15 protein-coding genes are annotated in these 15,686 nt (G+C 32.5%); 9 read left to right on the top strand and 6 right to left on the bottom strand.

The features are described from left to right. Nucleotides 1-95 precede the first annotated feature (95 nt). The 3 genes from LX95_RS01960 to LX95_RS01950 all read left to right on the top strand — a co-directional run bounded on the left by LX95_RS01960 (nucleotide 96) and on the right by LX95_RS01950 (nucleotide 3,845). The gene (locus LX95_RS01960; protein WP_111539734.1) at nucleotides 96-1,715 is read left to right on the top strand and encodes a hypothetical protein; all 1,620 of its coding nucleotides are present in this window, start codon (nucleotides 96-98) and stop codon (nucleotides 1,713-1,715) included. A 9-nt stretch (nucleotides 1,716-1,724) separates the two neighbouring features. After that, nucleotides 1,725-2,690 (top strand): glycosyl transferase family 90, encoded by a 966-nt coding sequence (locus tag LX95_RS01955; protein WP_111539733.1) that lies wholly within the window; start codon nucleotides 1,725-1,727, stop codon nucleotides 2,688-2,690. An 81-nt stretch (nucleotides 2,691-2,771) separates the two neighbouring features. Continuing rightward, nucleotides 2,772-3,845, top strand: a complete 1,074-nt coding sequence (locus tag LX95_RS01950; RefSeq protein WP_111539732.1) for a PA0069 family radical SAM protein — start codon at nucleotides 2,772-2,774, stop codon at nucleotides 3,843-3,845. Here the strand turns inward: LX95_RS01950 and LX95_RS01945 are convergent. From LX95_RS01945 to LX95_RS01930, 4 genes are all read right to left on the bottom strand, one after another. Further along, nucleotides 3,842-4,498: an HD domain-containing protein gene (locus LX95_RS01945; RefSeq protein WP_111539731.1), complete on the bottom strand. Its 657-nt coding sequence runs from the start codon at nucleotides 4,496-4,498 to the stop codon at nucleotides 3,842-3,844. The genes LX95_RS01950 and LX95_RS01945 overlap by 4 nt on opposite strands. Nucleotide 4,499: 1 nt before the next feature. After that, the gene (locus LX95_RS01940) at nucleotides 4,500-5,495 is read right to left on the bottom strand and encodes an acyl-ACP desaturase (protein WP_111539730.1); all 996 of its coding nucleotides are present in this window, start codon (nucleotides 5,493-5,495) and stop codon (nucleotides 4,500-4,502) included. Between the two features lie 13 nt (nucleotides 5,496-5,508). Further along, nucleotides 5,509-6,246, bottom strand: a complete 738-nt coding sequence (locus tag LX95_RS01935) for a lysophospholipid acyltransferase family protein (RefSeq protein WP_111539729.1) — start codon at nucleotides 6,244-6,246, stop codon at nucleotides 5,509-5,511. A gap of 141 nt (nucleotides 6,247-6,387) precedes the next feature. Further along, nucleotides 6,388-6,798: a BrxA/BrxB family bacilliredoxin gene (locus LX95_RS01930; protein ID WP_111539728.1), complete on the bottom strand. Its 411-nt coding sequence runs from the start codon at nucleotides 6,796-6,798 to the stop codon at nucleotides 6,388-6,390. A 151-nt stretch (nucleotides 6,799-6,949) separates the two neighbouring features. On the opposite strand from LX95_RS01930, the gene LX95_RS01925 reads away from it, so the two are divergent. Further along, the gene (locus tag LX95_RS01925; RefSeq protein ID WP_111539727.1) at nucleotides 6,950-7,708 is read left to right on the top strand and encodes a TerB family tellurite resistance protein; all 759 of its coding nucleotides are present in this window, start codon (nucleotides 6,950-6,952) and stop codon (nucleotides 7,706-7,708) included. A 339-nt stretch (nucleotides 7,709-8,047) separates the two neighbouring features. Here LX95_RS01925 and LX95_RS01920 read toward each other — a convergent pair whose 3' ends face one another. Next, nucleotides 8,048-8,521 carry a thioredoxin family protein gene (locus tag LX95_RS01920; protein WP_111539726.1) on the bottom strand — a complete coding sequence of 158 codons (474 nt, stop codon included), beginning with the start codon at nucleotides 8,519-8,521 and terminating at the stop codon, nucleotides 8,048-8,050. Between the two features lie 9 nt (nucleotides 8,522-8,530). Further along, complete coding sequence (locus LX95_RS01915) at nucleotides 8,531-10,882, bottom strand: TonB-dependent receptor (protein ID WP_111539725.1); 2,352 nt, start codon at nucleotides 10,880-10,882, stop codon at nucleotides 8,531-8,533. Nucleotides 10,883-10,975: 93 nt separating this feature from the next. On the opposite strand from LX95_RS01915, the gene LX95_RS01910 reads away from it, so the two are divergent. From LX95_RS01910 to LX95_RS01890, 5 genes are read left to right on the top strand one after another with little or no spacing between them, the layout of a single operon-like run. After that, complete coding sequence (locus tag LX95_RS01910; protein ID WP_111539724.1) at nucleotides 10,976-11,632, top strand: metal-dependent transcriptional regulator; 657 nt, start codon at nucleotides 10,976-10,978, stop codon at nucleotides 11,630-11,632. 53 nt (nucleotides 11,633-11,685) lie between these two features. Beyond that, entirely contained in the window at nucleotides 11,686-12,603 is a 918-nt protein-coding gene (locus tag LX95_RS01905) for a metal ABC transporter solute-binding protein, Zn/Mn family (protein ID WP_111539723.1), read from the top strand. Nucleotides 12,604-12,634: 31 nt separating this feature from the next. Then, nucleotides 12,635-13,375: a metal ABC transporter ATP-binding protein gene (locus LX95_RS01900; protein ID WP_146240728.1), complete on the top strand. Its 741-nt coding sequence runs from the start codon at nucleotides 12,635-12,637 to the stop codon at nucleotides 13,373-13,375. A 5-nt stretch (nucleotides 13,376-13,380) separates the two neighbouring features. Then, complete coding sequence (locus LX95_RS01895; RefSeq protein WP_111539722.1) at nucleotides 13,381-14,496, top strand: metal ABC transporter permease; 1,116 nt, start codon at nucleotides 13,381-13,383, stop codon at nucleotides 14,494-14,496. After that, a complete protein-coding gene (locus LX95_RS01890; protein WP_111539721.1) occupies nucleotides 14,489-15,649 on the top strand; it encodes a metal ABC transporter permease in 1,161 nt (386 codons plus the stop codon). Before LX95_RS01895 ends, LX95_RS01890 begins: the two co-directional genes overlap by 8 nt. Nucleotides 15,650-15,686 lie beyond the last annotated feature (37 nt).

Below are 15,686 nucleotides of genomic sequence, written 5' to 3'. Positions count from 1 at the left end.
GGATGATAAAATTCTGAAATCTATTCAGAATGACATTTTTTATGCTTTTAGATAGCTTTCTTGTTTACTACATCTTAAGATTAATTTTATAACTAATGAAATTCTATTTTTTTACGCTTTATGCTTTCATTGTTCTTGCAGTCACTTTCAACTCTACTGTGAGTGCTCAAAACAGCAGAATTAAAGTTGATAAAAGCGAAATATTTAAAGATAGGGGGAGAACATCAAGCCTATTATATTCTGCAGAAGATAAATTAGGCGGTGCTGTATTGGTTAGAGTGTTTTATGGAGGCGATATTTATATGCCTAAACTTTATGTTGTAGAGCATTATGATGCAAATTTAAATTTAAAGAATCACTATGATATAAGAATAGAACACAATAGGTTAAAAGCACTTTTTATAAAAGATAATAAAGTTAATCTTATTGAATATCGTTGGGATAAGGAGAAGAAGTCAAATGATTATAATGTCCTAACGGCAAGTTTAAATGATTTTAAATTCCACTCAAGAAATCTATTTTCTATTTCAGACGATTATTTTGAGAATTCGTCAAAGGCGGGTAAAATTTTAAGATATGTGAGGAGTGAAAACAGGGATATTGATGAAACAGGAGAGGTTACTTTTTCTGAAAACAACAAGCTCGTAACCTTTAATTTTGATTTGTTGGATAGTGATAAACAACGTCATTTGATAAAAGTCTATGATACTGATTTTAATAAAATTTTTGAACATAATCTTATAGAGGATACTAAAGACCGACTGTTCGATTTTAATTCAATTGCAACCAATGAAAGTGACACTACAGTTTATTTTTTAGGAAAATCGTATAAAAATTACCTTAAAAAATCTAAGATTTTTGGAAAGGTTGATTATTTATACAAGCTCTTCAAGATTAATAATAAGGGAGAAAAAGAATTGAGTTTCAATACTAATGAAAACTTTATCTCATCATTAAAAGTATTAACTAAAAATAATCAGTTAGCATGTGTGGGTTTTTATTCTGAAAAAGATGACGACCAATACATGGGAATAGTAAATTATCAAATTCATCCAGAAGATTTCACTATTAAACGAGAAGTATTTAATCCGTTTACGGAGCAGTTTATGATAGATAAGTATGGAGAAGAAAAAGGTAAACGTAGACGAAAGAATGAAAAAGAACTCAAAAGAAGTCTAACTTATAGAAACTTTCACTTTGATGATAATTACAATATTTATCTAACAGCAGAAGAGGTGTATTATAGTCAATTACCGAATTACGGAGGAGGAAGACATTACGGTATGAGGTCTGGAGTGTTATTACATTTTGATGATATTTTATGTGCTAAAATTAATGCTACCGGAAATTTAGAATGGGCTAGGAATATAAATAAAATTCAAACTTCACGTGGAATTGAAGCGGAACACTATTCTTTTTTAAGTACGGTTAAAGATGGTATTACTTATCTTTTTATAAATGCTCCTAGGGAGATAAAAGAATTAAAAGACGGTAGATCGGTAATTACGACAACTAACCTGAAAAACCTAAATTTATATAGATTTGAGATTGATTCTACAGGTAATATGGGGTACCATAAAATTATCGATAGCGATGAAGCGGAAGTAAGCTATAAAATTGGTGAAGGAAGTGTTTCAAAGCCTACAAAGAATATATATTTTATAGGTAGTAAGAAAATAAAAAAGCAAATCGTAAGGCTAGAACTACAAGATTAAAACAAAAGAATGGAGCTTCAACGTATTTCTGGAAAACATAAAAATAATAAGCTTTTGTATTACATAAAAAACTATACAAGGTTATTGTTACCTGATGCTTATTATCAAAAAAGACTAATAAATAAATTAAAATCTATTCCAAAGAAAGAACAGGAAGAAATTTTAAAAAGAGTAAATTATTACAACAAATTAGAAGAGAAAGTTGATTTACCTACAGCTACACCTAAACTTTTAAATCTTAAGCTAAAAGATGGAAAAACCTATTTTTTCGATTTTAGAGAATACACAAGGTATTTTAAGAAGCATTTAAAATGTTCTTTTTTGTTTGGAGATATTGTTGAAGTACCTTCTCAACCTTCATTTGTAAAAAGCAGACCCATACATCCTTCTAATGAAAATTCTATTCTCTTAAAATGGAATAAAATCAGGCATTTTTTATTTATTAAAAATGACTCCAAGTCTTTTTTAGAAAAAAAGAATATGTTGGTGAGTAGAGGGAAAGTCCACCCAACGCAACCCCAACGCATTCAATTTTTAGAGAAATATTTTAACCATCCGCTTTGTAATATAGGAAAGGTTAATAATAATGAGCTCAACTCGAAATGGCTAGTAGAAAGAATGGGTATTCAGCAGCAGCTAGCTTATAAGTTTATTTTATGTATTGAAGGTAATGATGTAGCGACCAATTTAAAGTGGGTCATGTCTTCCAATTCAATTGCTGTAATGCCACAACCCAAATTTGAAACTTGGTTTATGGAAGGTTTGTTAATACCAGATTATCATTATATCTGTTTAGCTGATGACTATTCTAATATGGAAGAAAAACTCACTTACTATATAGAACATCCTGAAAAAGCTCTAGCTATCATACAGAATGCTCACCGTTTTATTGATCAATTCAATAATAAAAACAAAGAAGACCTTATTTCGCTTTTGGTACTTAAAAAATACTTTGAAAAGACGAACCAGATTTAAAGAATCAATAAGGATTAAATCCTAATTTTTGGAAATATTACCATTTTGTACTTATATTTGAAAAGTACAAATTATTCCCTTATGTCTATTTCTTACCTAAAAGGTCGTGGCGCTCAGCAAAATACTCCTAATAAATTCCTAGAGCAAGAACATACGGTAGATCCAGAATTTTTAGAATATTGCTATAAAGAAGGAGAAGAACCTTCTAAACTTGCTACCCAGTATCAAGAAGTTTTCCCTAAGACCTTTGTTAACAAAGTGAACAGCCCCGATGTAGGTATGGGGTATTCTGCCAATCCTTACCAAGGTTGCGAACATGGTTGTATTTATTGTTATGCTAGGAATTCACACGAATATTGGGGTTATAGTGCTGGCTTAGATTTTGAAAAGAAAATACTAGTAAAGAAAAATGCACCTCAACTATTAGAACAAAAACTACAGAGTAAAAATTGGCAAGGCGATACGATTATTTTTTCGGGAAATACAGATTGCTACCAGCCCATAGAAAGGAAGTTAAAAATCACCAGAAAGTGTTTAGAGCTTATGCTTAAGTACAAACACCCCACAGGTATTATTACTAAAAACAGTCTTATTTTAAGAGATTTAGACGTATTAAAAGAATTGGCAGAGCTTCATTTAATTAGAGTGAGCATATCTATAACATCCTTATCGGAAGAAACCCGTCGAATCGTTGAGCCAAGAACAGCAAGTATTAAACAGCGGTTAAAAACTGTAGAAGTACTTGCTAAACATAACATTCCGGTAAATGTAATGATGGCACCAATTATTCCAAGTATTAACAGTCACGAAATTTTGCCTTTGGTGAAAAAAGTAAGCGAATTAGGAGCAAGATCTGTAGGTTATACTATAGTGCGTTTAAATGGCGCTATTGCGGATATATTTAAAGATTGGATTGAAAAAACCCTTCCCGATCGTGCTGAAAAGGTATTGCACCAAATTGAAGCTTGCCATGGCGGAAATTTGAATGACAGTCGGTTTGGTACAAGAATGAAGGGAGAAGGTGAGTTTGCTAAGCAAATAGCTCTACAGTTTAAAATAGCGAGAGCAAAATACCTTTCTTCCGTAAAGGAAATAGAGCCTTTAGATAATAGTCATTATTTAAAAATTAAAAATCCTCAGTACAAATTGTTTTAGCATTTCCCTTCCCATTCGGCGTAAAATTGCTCTAAAAATTGTTCCATAAACTCGTGTCGCTTTTGAGCAAGTTTTTTTCCGGTCACAGTATTCATTCTTTCTTTAAGTAATAAAAGCTTTTCGTAAAAATGATTGATAGTAGGATTTTCATCTTTTTTATATTCTTCCTTGCTCATATTTAATTTAGGAGCAATAGATGGATCGTAAATTTTACGATTTTTGAACCCACCATAATTAAAGGTTCTTGCAATACCAATTGCACCCATAGCATCTAATCTATCGGCATCTTGAATTACATCTAATTCGGGAGAAGTAAACTCTTGTTTAATATTGCCTCCTTTAAAAGAAATATTCTCAATGATTTTCACCACGTGATCAATAACGAAGTCTTGTACGTGTAAACTTTCTAAAAAAGTTCTAGCTGTTTGCGGACCAACATTTTCATTTCCTTGATGAAATTTTGAGTCTGCGATATCGTGTAAAAGCGCACCTAAAGAAACGATTTCTAGATTAACGTTTTCATCCCGCGCCAAAAGTAAAGCGTTTTTATAAACACGTTCAATATGAAACCAATCATGACCACCTTCTGCATCTTTCAATTCACTTTGAACAAACGCTTTGGTGGCCTGAATAACTTTAGACTCTTCTCTCATCTTATTTTGTAAGTGCTGGGTTTACCCATTTAAAATGAGTTATTTTTTCGGGAATTCTTATACGCTGATTAACACGTTCCATTCTTGCTGGTAAACTGGTAACAAAATCTCTCGCTTTCTCACCGTCTTCTTTAAGGCCGGTAAGGTTTTCGATATCCCAACGTTTAATTAATCGTCTCATAATATCTACATAATCTTGACCAGTGTAAACGCCTATACGTTGAGCCGAATTAGAAAATTCATCAAATGCAGCTCCCATACTATCACCAGACTCTCTCAAAAACATAGCGGGCATAACAATTTTGTTTTTCATCATGTCTCTAAAAGCGATCATCATATTGTTGGGGTCTAACTTAAAGATCTCATCAACAAAAGTGCTGTAAGCATTAAAGTGGCGCATTTCGTCTCCACTTATAATTTTACACATTTTTGCTAAAGATTTATTGCCATAATTACGAGCTAATTTTGCAACACGGTTATGAGAAACATAAGTTGCAAGCTCTTGGAAACTAGTATAGACAAAGTTTTTGTAAGGATCTCTATCGGTTCCAATGTCAAAACCATCATTAATTAAGTGTTGTGTGGTACGCTCTACCTCAATCATATTTACCCTACCAGAAAGGTATAGGTATTTGTTAAGGGTATCTCCATGACGGTTTTCTTCTCCTGTCCAATAACGAACCCATTTAGACCAAGCAGAACCTCCATCGTGTTGGTTAATTCCTTCTACATCCATCAACCAAGATTCGTAGGTAGGTAAAGCCTCTTCAGTGATTGTATCACCTACTAAAACCACCCAAAAATCATAAGGAAGCTCTTTAGCGAGCTCTCTAATTTCTTTTACCTCATCAAAAAACTGATCGCCTTGAGAGTTAGGTAGAAAGTCGGTAGGTTGCCAAATTTCTTCCACAGGAATAAGAAATTGATCTATAAAGCCATCAACCTTACTTTCCAGTTGTTGCATTACTTCTAGTCTTATATTTTTTTGAGGTTCCATGGTGATGTGTATTTTATAGATTTTTAATGTCTTGTATGATAACTTGCTCTACTTTTTCTATTAATTCTTCTGTAGAGTAATCACTTACTTTTATTGTAGGTTGAACTTTGCATTTTAAATGTATCCCTAAACTTAACGGAAATTGTCCATTTTTCACAATTTTCCAAGAGTTATTAATGGTTAAAGGAACAATTACAGCATCGGGACAAAACTTGAATAACATTTTTAATCCGTTAGGAGAAAACTTTTTAGGCATTCCCGTTTTACTACGTGTTCCTTCAGGAAAAATAACAGCAGCTCTATTAGTATCGTTCAAATATTGTGCAAATTTTTTAATTTCAGGCAAAGATTGTCTTGGGTTTTTTCTGTCTATTAAAATAGAACCCCCATGCCTTAAGTTATAGGAGATACTAGGAATACCTTTTCCTAACTCTTTTTTGCTTATAAATTTAGGGTGAATTTTTCTCAAATTCCAAATGATAGGAGAAATATCGTAATGGCTCTGGTGATTGGCAACAATAATATGGGGAACATCTTGTTGAAGCGTTTCATTATTTTCAAACGTAATTCTAGTTCCTAAAATATTAAGACATCGAAGTAGCGAGAAATTAAGATAATCTACACTTTTTTTATGTGCGTTATATCCAAACACATTAAAACAAATCCATTGAATGGGATGAAAAATCACCAAAACCAAACCAAAACAAAGGTAATATATAACCGAAACAGGATAAGATAATATAGTCTTCATAACAAATACGACGTCTAAGCAGCAAAAATAAGTTTTAAATTAGAGTAGTAACTATTATTTTTTTAAAACAATTGTGCTTGCATAATAAAAAAAGCCGTGCAAGAAATGAACGGCTTTATTATTTATTAAAATGATTGAATTTTAGCAATATTCGTTATAAGCATCTTTTAAGTTTTCTGCAATCATTTCGGCAGGTCTACCTTCAATGTGGTGACGCTCTAACATGTGAACTAATTCTCCGTCTTTAAATAAAGCCATAGAAGGAGAGCTAGGAGGGAATGGTACCATATGAGCACGAGCTTTATCTGTAGCTTCTTTGTCTACACCAGCAAAAACCGTTACCAAGTTTGCAGGTTTTTTACTGTTATCTAAAGACATTCTAGCTCCTGGTCTTGCATTCGCTGCAGCACAACCACAAACCGAATTTACAACTACCAATGTAGTTCCCGATTGGTTAATAGCACTGTCTACTGCTTCTGAGCTTTGTAATTCTTCAAAACCTATAGAAGTTAATTCTTCTCGCATAGGTTTTACTAAATCTGCTGGATACATATTTTGATATTTTTTTGTATAAATTATAGAATACAAAGATACCAAAAACTAGTTACAACTTATATCTCATTTTCTAATACATCTATAGGATATTTTTATTCATACCTTTAAAACCAAAGAAGCTTATATATTTGCATTTCAAAGCAAAATTATGATCAAGTGGATTGGAGCCATTCTAGGAATGGTTTATATGAAATGGCCAGGAGCAATTCTTGGTTTTTTATTAGGTAGCCTTATAGAAGTTTCTTTAAAAGGGAAACGAGCAAAAGGAGGAGGAAGTGTTTTTCAAGATATGTTTAATCAACAAAAGGGGCAAAATGTCTCTATGGGTGATTTTGAATTAAATTTACTCACCCTTTGTTCTGTTGTAATTAAATCTGACGGGAAGGTAAATCAAAAAGAACTCGACTATGTGCGTTCTTATTTTGTGCAAGCCTATGGTAAAGAAAGGGCCAATGCGACTTTTAAAACTTTTAATGAGGTTATTAAAAACCGTGAAATAGATTCTGCAAGAATTTGTGCTTATATGCGTTCTAGAACTACCTATGAGGTGCGTTTGCAAATTCTTCATTTCCTTTTCGGAATTACCCAAGCAGATGGTCATATCTCTAATGCAGAGGTAAATGAGTTAAGAAATATAGCACATCATTTGCAAATCAATCAACGGGATTTTGAGAGTATACAAGCGATGTTCGTAAAATCTAATGATACCTCAAGCGCCTACAAAATTTTAGAGATTGATAAAACCGCTACAGATGCTGAAGTGAAAAAAGCTTTTAGAACTATGGCGAAAAAATACCATCCCGATAAGTTAGAAAGTATGGATGAGGCTTATAAAAAAGGAGCTCAAGAAAAATTCTTAAAGGTTCAAGAAGCTTATGAAAAAATTCAAAAAGAAAGAGGTTTATAACTACTAAATGATTTAGTAAGGGTTAAAACAAATAGCCCCTTTTCATTTGTGGAAAAGAGGCTAATCTTGAACAACCAAAGTTTAAGATCAACAAAACTTTTAGTTATTGTTTTACTTAAAATTAATTTAGACAAATCTAAATATAATATTTAACTCGACGAAATATAGGATGAAATATTTTCAGTAAATCTTAAACTAAGTATAGTTGGCTTCTAGAATAACATCAAAATTCCCAACAACTATTTAATATCTAATAAAAATAAACTCTTCAAAAAAGCTAATTTTTAAATTGTAGCTTTCTTGAAGAGTTTTATACATTAAATTTATAGTGTATATGGTTTAAAGTAATTGCAATAATTTTTTTGTAGTATAATATTCGAAAACTCTTGTTTGGAGCCTAAAATCTTTGTCAAATATTAAAGTAACAGGCAACGAGAAAGGAATGTTTTTTCTTGAAGCTAGTAGTAAGGGTAATTGATGTACTCCATTACGTTTTGTTTTTGATTGAATATTGCTAAATTTTTGACCATCAAAATGAATAGTATCTTCAGTTTCTACATCCATCTCTACGGCATAATATTTTTTATTTAATTTTTCGATAACTTTTTCTTTGGTGAAAATTTCTCGTTCAATTTTCTTGCAGTAGGCACACCATTCTGCATGAAAAAAAATAAATACTGGTTTAGGGTTTTCTTCTAAAGCACGATCTAGTTCCTCCCAAGTTAACCAGTTAATTTCTTGGTTTTGTTGAGCCCTTAACGGATAAAATAATCCGAGGAGAAAAATCAGTAATATAGAATACTTTGTTTTCATTATTTATTTTTAAAAATCACCAAATTTTAACCCTATAAAAAAAGTTCTTGGACGGTTAGGGCCATAAATGTAAACAGAATCCCTAAGCGGTCCTTTATCAAAATCATCTTGATAGCTGTCAAATATATTTTGAACGCCTCCACTTAACTCAACGTGAAAATTTTCTATAGGATCAAAATGATACGTTAATTTAGTAGTCATATCAAAAAAAGCTTTCGTGTCTACTAAATCTATAAATCCAGAATCACTTATTACGTGTGGAGCAATCATCGATCCAGTATAACTTCCGGTAAGATCTAAATTAAGAGCTTCGGATACGCTCCAATTCGTATTCATAAAACCATAAACATTGGGAGAACGTACAAAATCATCCAAAATAACATCTTGCTCACCTTGTACACTTCCATCGGCTTCAAAAAGCAATTGATCTTCTTTAAAAACAGAGCGTTGAATTGTCGCTCCAGTGGTAAACATAAAATCTGAATTTGGAGAAACGTTTAATTCTAAATTAATACCTGTTACATAAGCGCCAGAACCGTTTCTAGATTCTTCTAAAATAGAACCATTAGGCAAAGAAGTCCCTGTGCTTACAATTGTAAAGGGATTTTGAAGGTCTGTATAAAACCCTTCTAATAAAAAACTGGTTTGGGTTTTATTAAAGTCTTTACTGTAGTTAAATGAAGCTGTGTAGGCATTTGAGAATTCACTTTCTAGATTATCTGAAAGAATTACAAAACGTTGTTCTCCTCCTACAGAAGAAATATGTAAATCTTCATTAAAGGCTTGTGGTGCACGAAAACCTCTTGAATAACCCCCTCTAAACTGCAATTCTTGAGAAATATCGAACAAAACTGTCAACCTTGGACTTAATACGGTTTCATCTACCTGTGAAGAACGTGCAATATCTTGAATGGTATAAAAACCATCTACATTAACATGGTCTAAACGAGTACCCACAAGCGCTGTAAAACGTTCGGTAGGTTTCCATTCATACTGTCCGTAAAGCCCAATACTATTTACTTGTTGGTCTACTAACCTATTGTATCCTAAGATAGCATCTTCAGTATCGTTTAATTGATATTCTGCCCCAACGGTAAGAACGTTTTTATTGTTAAAAGTATGAGCATATTTCGCTCCAGCTACCATAGCAACATCAGTAGTTTTACCAAATGCACTATTGGCAGCAATAGAGTCGGCAGCGGTTCTGCCACCGCCCAAACCACCATAATAACTGTCGCGATTTGTATGCTGTACAGATATATAAGCCGTACCGGTGTTTTTACGTTCATCGTCAAAAAGTTCATAATCGATACCAGAGAAAACGGTATTATGATCAAGTTCTTCGGTCACATCAGTAAACTGAGGGGCTAATTCAATGCGATCTCCACCACGTCTGTATTCACGAATTCCCGTAAAATCAAATCCAATACGGCTATTGTCATTAGGTTTTAAAAATGCTTTGGCGCCAAGAGAATTGTTGGTGAGTTTTGTAATTTCACTAAAACCATCGTTGTTGGCGTCATAAGCATCACGATCACGAAAAATTCCGTAAACTGTAACGCCGCTAGATAAATCTTCACTTACAATAGAAGCATTTAAATTTACGTTACGATCTGCTGTGGTACCGTCAATTAGTCCTAAGTTAGATGTTACTGCCCAACTATTATTAATTGGTTCTTTAGTGATAACATTTACGGTACCTGCAATAGCATTAGAGCCAAATAGAGCAGAGCCGCCACTGCGAACTACTTCTACACGATCTATAATACTTACTGGGATTTGTTCTAAACCATATACTCCATTTAATGCACTAAAAACAGGGCGGCTATTTACTAAAACTTGAGTGTATTGTCCTCCCAATCCGTTAAGGCGAACTTGTGTAAAACCACAATTTTGGCAATTGGTTTCAACACGAACACCTGGTTGATAATTTAAACCGTCTGCTAAAGAGATGGATTGTGTGGCTTCAAATAGTTTTGGACTCAGCACATTTACAATGACGGGAGCATCTTTTTTTCTTATTCTATTTCGGGTTGCACTTACTACGACTTCCTCCAGCCCCAATAAATCTTGTTTTAGTTGAAAGTTAATAGAATTTTTTTCAAAATCTTCAAGGGCTATGTTTTGTTTAAGTGTTCTAAACCCTACCGCTTGTATTTGAATAGTGTAATTACCTGGTTGCAATGTTAATTGGTAGTTTCCGTCAATATCTGCGGCTGTTCCTACGCTCGAATTGATAACCGTAATGTTAGCAAAGGGAATAGGAGTCTCTCCGTTGCTAATTTTCCCTTTAATGTTATTATTTTCTTGAGAAAATATATACAAGGGTATCATAAAAATAATTAGTAATAAGTTTTTCATTTTTTAGTCTTAGTTTAATTAAATTTTAGGCAAATCTAAATATAATTTTTTAAATTATAAAATGTATATTTGCATTGACTTAAAAAAAACAAAATGACGTTATCGGAAGAAAATTACTTAAAAGCGGTATATCATTTAGAATTAAACTTTTCTAAAGGTGTGCCTACCAACGCTATTGCAGAAGAAATGAAAACTAAAGCCTCTTCTGCAACTGATATGATAAAACGCTTAGCGGAAAAAAAATATCTTTCTTATAAACCTTATCAAGGAGCCAAACTTACTGCAAATGGTAAAAAAAGTGCTATCAAAGTAATTCGTAAACATCGTTTATGGGAATGTTTTTTAGTTGAAAAACTAAATTTTAATTGGGATGAAGTGCACGATGTTGCAGAGCAATTGGAGCACATTCAGTCAGAGAAATTAACAGAAGAACTTGACAAGTTTTTGGGTAGGCCAACTTACGATCCGCACGGAGATCCTATTCCTGATGCAAATGGAAATTTGCCAAAATTCACAAAAAAGAAATTATCTGAATTAAATGAGAATGAAGAAGGAATCTGTAAGGGTTTTAATGATGATTCTTCATCTTTCTTAAAATTCTTAGCTAAACAAGATATTGGACTTAACACCCATTTAAAAGTTACTCATATAGAATCATTTGATGAAAGTATGACAGTACTTATTAAAAATAAAGAGATACTACTTTCTAAAACAGCTACAGATAATATTTATGTTGAAAGCAAATCATAAAAAATTATAGTTTTTAAAATTAGCCTTTTACATATTTAAATGCACTCAAGATTATGATCAAAAAAATTTTATTTTTCTCTCTTATTTTCATTTTTTCAATTAGTTGTGTTAATTCTAATAAAACAAAAAAAGGTGATAAATTATATGTGGTAACTACAACCACTATGATTACAGATTTAGTTAAAAATATAGGGGGAGATGTGATTGAGGTAAAAGGTCTAATGGGAAGTGGTGTAGATCCTCACCTTTATAAGGCAAGTGAAGGAGATGTTTCTAAGTTAACAAATGCAGATGTAGTATTTTACAGTGGATTGCATCTGGAAGGGAAATTAGTAGACGTATTTGAAAAAATGGGAAGAAATACCAACACAGTTGCGTTAGCAGAAGTGTTAGATAAAAGAGGTTTAATAGGTTCAGAATACTTTGCTTCTAATTATGATCCTCATATTTGGTTTAATATCAAATATTGGAAAGAAATAACAATCTATTTAACTGAGAAATTAAGTGAATTAGATCCCAAGAATTCTTTGCTATTTGAAAAAAATAGTAAAGCTTACCTTGATAAGCTTGATATTCTTGAAAATAAGATTATTCAAACTATAGCTACACTACCAAAAGATAAACGTATCTTGATAACTGCTCATGATGCTTTTAATTATTTTGGAAAACAATATGGTTTTGAAGTTATTGGTTTGCAGGGCTTAAGTACTGCGACAGAGGCTGGTGTACAAGATGTACAGAACTTGGCCAAACTTATAATAGAAAAACAAGTAAAAGCAATTTTTATAGAATCAAGTGTTCCCAAAAGAACCATCGAAGCACTCCAAGAAGCTGTAAAAGCAGAAGGTTTTGATGTGAAAATAGGTGGTACATTATATTCTGATGCACTAGGTAATGCAGAGACAAATGAAGGTAATTATATTGGGATGTTTCAATATAATGTCAATACCATAGTGAAAGCTTTAAAATAAACCAAATTATAAATTTTGAATTTTAAAAGAAATGATTCAAAAAAAATACGCTATTCAAATAGATGACCTTACAGTAGCTTACAACTATAAACCTGTGCTTTGGGATATAGATTTATTAATTCCTGAAGGGGTGTTAATGGCGGTTGTTGGTCCTAATGGTGCTGGAAAATCTACTCTTATTAAAGCTATTTTAGGTATTATAAAGCCTATTGCTGGTAGTGTAAAAATTTTTGGAAAACCATACAAAAAACAAGTAAATAAAGTGGCCTATGTACCACAAAAAGGGAGTGTAGATTGGGATTTTCCAACAACCTCGCTAGATGTTGTAATGATGGGAACATATGGTAGTTTGGGATGGATTAAACGACCAGGAAGTAAAGAGAAAAAACAGGCTCTGGAAGCATTAGAGAAAGTAGGAATGCTTGAATTTAAAAATAGACAGATAAGTCAGTTAAGTGGAGGTCAGCAACAACGTATATTTTTGGCAAGGGCATTGGTTCAAAATGCCTCTATATATTTAATGGATGAACCTTTTCAAGGGGTAGATGCTACTACGGAAAAAGCAATTATTAATATTTTAAAAGAGCTACGTAAAGCAGGTAAAACATTAGTGGTGGTTCATCATGATTTGCAAACCGTACCAGAGTATTTTGATTGGGTGACATTTCTCAATGTAAAAGGAATAGCTTCGGGTCAAGTCAAAGAAATTTTCAATGACAATAATCTTACAAAAACCTATGGTATCAATTATAAAGTAGCTATAAATAAATAGCAATTATGGATTTAATAGATTTTTTTACCAATTATACATTGCGTACCATAACTTTAGGAACTGCCATTTTGGGAGCTATTTGTGGAATGTTAGGTAGTTTTGCGGTATTACGCAAACAAAGCCTACTAGGAGATGCTATTTCTCACGCGTCCCTTCCAGGTATAGCTTTGGCATTTATAATTACAGGAGTAAAAGATCCAAATCTTATTTTACTAGGTGCTCTTATAAGCGGACTTATAGGTACTTTTTGGATTAAAGGTATTACTAAACGAACACGCTTGAAAAGTGACACTGCATTAGGTTTAATACTTTCTTTATTTTTTGGTCTAGGGATTTTACTGTTAACCTTTATTCAAAAAATGCCAAATGCCAATCAAGCAGGCTTAGATAAATATCTTTTTGGACAAGCTGCTACTTTGGTAGAACAAGATGTTTTAATTATGGCATCGGTTACAGGGGTAAGTCTAATTGTATTGCTTCTTTTTTGGAAAGAATTTAAATTATTACTTTTTGATCCAGATTATACTAAAACTTTAGGGTTTAATACGCGGTTTTTAGATATTCTTATTACTTTTTTTATTGTGCTCGCCATTGTTTTAGGATTGCAAACTGTTGGTGTTATTTTAATGAGTGCAATGCTCTTGGCGCCAGCAGCAGCAGCACGACAATGGACAAATAATTTGAGTACTATGATTATATTGGCTTCAATATTTGGAGCTCTTTCTGGTATTTTTGGAACAGCAATTAGTGCCACCCAAAATAACCTCTCTACTGGTCCAGTAATTGTTTTAATTGCAGCAAGTTTTGTGCTTATCTCATTTGCTTTTTCTCCAAGTAGAGGTTTGATTTTTAGAGAAATGAGGTTCCGCAAAAATCGAAAAGAACTTCATTTAAAAAAGACTCTAACTTTTATGTACCGCATTGCTCAAAACCATGATAATATATCGCACCCCCATGCTATTCGTATCCTCAACAACTTTCAAGGTTTTACCAAAAAAAGCTTACTTAAATTAGAAAATCAAGAACTCATAAGTTTAAGTGGTAAACAATGGGCACTTACAAAAAAAGGATATGAAGAAGCTGCATCTATAAATAAGAAATTAGGAAAAAGCGATGACTAGCGCACAATTAGAAATACAAATTATAGCTGCATTGGTAGCGATGGCATGTGCAATACCAGGTACATTTTTAGTATTAAGAAAAATGGCAATGATTAGTGACGCAATAAGTCACTCCATACTTCCAGGCTTGGTTTTGGGTTTTTTCATTACGAATGATCTTAATTCTCCATTTCTAATTTTATTAGCAGCTATTACTGGGGTCGTTACTGTTGTTTTAGTAGAATTTATTCAAAAGACAGGTCTTGTAAAAGAGGATACAGCGATAGGACTTGTATTTCCTGCATTATTTAGCATAGGTGTAATTCTTATTGCTAAAAATGCAAATGATGTGCATTTGGATATTGATGCAGTATTACTAGGAGAACTTGCTTTTGCACCCTTTGATCGCTTAGAGGTGAATGCAATAGATATAGGACCTAAATCTCTTTGGGTAATAGGGACTATATTGTTAACAACAATTAGTCTGTTACTTTTATTTTTTAAAGAACTCAAATTGAGCACTTTTGATAAAGGTTTAGCGACTACATTGGGTTTTTCTCCTTTATTATTACATTATGGATTAATGACCGTTTCTTCAATAACTGTAGTAGGAGCTTTTGATGCAGTTGGAGCAATTTTGGTAGTTGCCCTCATAATAGCGCCAGCGGCCACCGCTTATTTGCTTACAGACAGTTTAAAAAAAATGTTATTAATAAGCTGTTTTCTAGGAGTTTTTTCTGCTATTTCAGGATATTGGATGGCAAATTTCTTAGATGCATCTATTGCAGGATCAATGACTACTATGTTAGGAATTATATTTCTTATAGTCTATCTTTTTGCACCTAAGAGAGGTGTTTTTTCTGTAATATATAAAGAAAAACATCAGCGAATAGAAGTGTCATTACTTGTATTTTTGTTACATCTTCAAAATCATGTAGAAATAGAAGAACGTCATGTTGACCATTTACAAAAACATATCAATTGGGGAAAAGTAAAATCTAAAACAATTTTAGATTTGGCTCAAAAAAATAATTTGATTAAACTATCTGGAAATATTGTTAATTTAACTGAAAAAGGAACAGAATTTACTGAAGAGGCTTTAAGATATATCACAACTAATAAGGAAACAGCAATTGAAGATCTAAAAGCTAAGTTTTTTCTATTTAGAGGGTGATTCAATGTAACTTTATCTAAATTGTTGATTTTTATAA

It is taken from the genome of Mesonia algae, from assembly GCF_003253545.1.
Taxonomy (GTDB): domain Bacteria; phylum Bacteroidota; class Bacteroidia; order Flavobacteriales; family Flavobacteriaceae; genus Mesonia; species Mesonia algae.
Note: the sequence above shows the minus strand (reverse complement) of the source record. Positions and strands in the feature narration are given on the sequence as shown.

Bases quoted from the DNA above. Each gene is read 5' to 3' on its own strand.
- LX95_RS01935 (WP_111539729.1), bottom strand. From the start codon at position 6,246: ATGAAGACTATATTATCTTATCCTGTTTCGGTTATATATTACCTTTGT.
- LX95_RS01955 (WP_111539733.1), top strand. From the start codon at position 1,725: ATGGAGCTTCAACGTATTTCTGGAAAACATAAAAATAATAAGCTTTTG.
- LX95_RS01925 (WP_111539727.1), top strand. From the start codon at position 6,950: ATGATCAAGTGGATTGGAGCCATTCTAGGAATGGTTTATATGAAATGG.
- LX95_RS01895 (WP_111539722.1), top strand. From the start codon at position 13,381: ATGGATTTAATAGATTTTTTTACCAATTATACATTGCGTACCATAACT.
- LX95_RS01910 (WP_111539724.1), top strand. From the start codon at position 10,976: ATGACGTTATCGGAAGAAAATTACTTAAAAGCGGTATATCATTTAGAA.
- LX95_RS01960 (WP_111539734.1), top strand. From the start codon at position 96: ATGAAATTCTATTTTTTTACGCTTTATGCTTTCATTGTTCTTGCAGTC.
- LX95_RS01920 (WP_111539726.1), bottom strand. From the start codon at position 8,521: ATGAAAACAAAGTATTCTATATTACTGATTTTTCTCCTCGGATTATTT.
- LX95_RS01930 (WP_111539728.1), bottom strand. From the start codon at position 6,798: ATGTATCCAGCAGATTTAGTAAAACCTATGCGAGAAGAATTAACTTCT.
- LX95_RS01940 (WP_111539730.1), bottom strand. From the start codon at position 5,495: ATGGAACCTCAAAAAAATATAAGACTAGAAGTAATGCAACAACTGGAA.
- LX95_RS01950 (WP_111539732.1), top strand. From the start codon at position 2,772: ATGTCTATTTCTTACCTAAAAGGTCGTGGCGCTCAGCAAAATACTCCT.
- LX95_RS01890 (WP_111539721.1), top strand. From the start codon at position 14,489: ATGACTAGCGCACAATTAGAAATACAAATTATAGCTGCATTGGTAGCG.
- LX95_RS01915 (WP_111539725.1), bottom strand. From the start codon at position 10,882: ATGAAAAACTTATTACTAATTATTTTTATGATACCCTTGTATATATTT.
- LX95_RS01945 (WP_111539731.1), bottom strand. From the start codon at position 4,498: ATGAGAGAAGAGTCTAAAGTTATTCAGGCCACCAAAGCGTTTGTTCAA.
- LX95_RS01905 (WP_111539723.1), top strand. From the start codon at position 11,686: ATGATCAAAAAAATTTTATTTTTCTCTCTTATTTTCATTTTTTCAATT.
- LX95_RS01900 (WP_146240728.1), top strand. From the start codon at position 12,635: ATGATTCAAAAAAAATACGCTATTCAAATAGATGACCTTACAGTAGCT.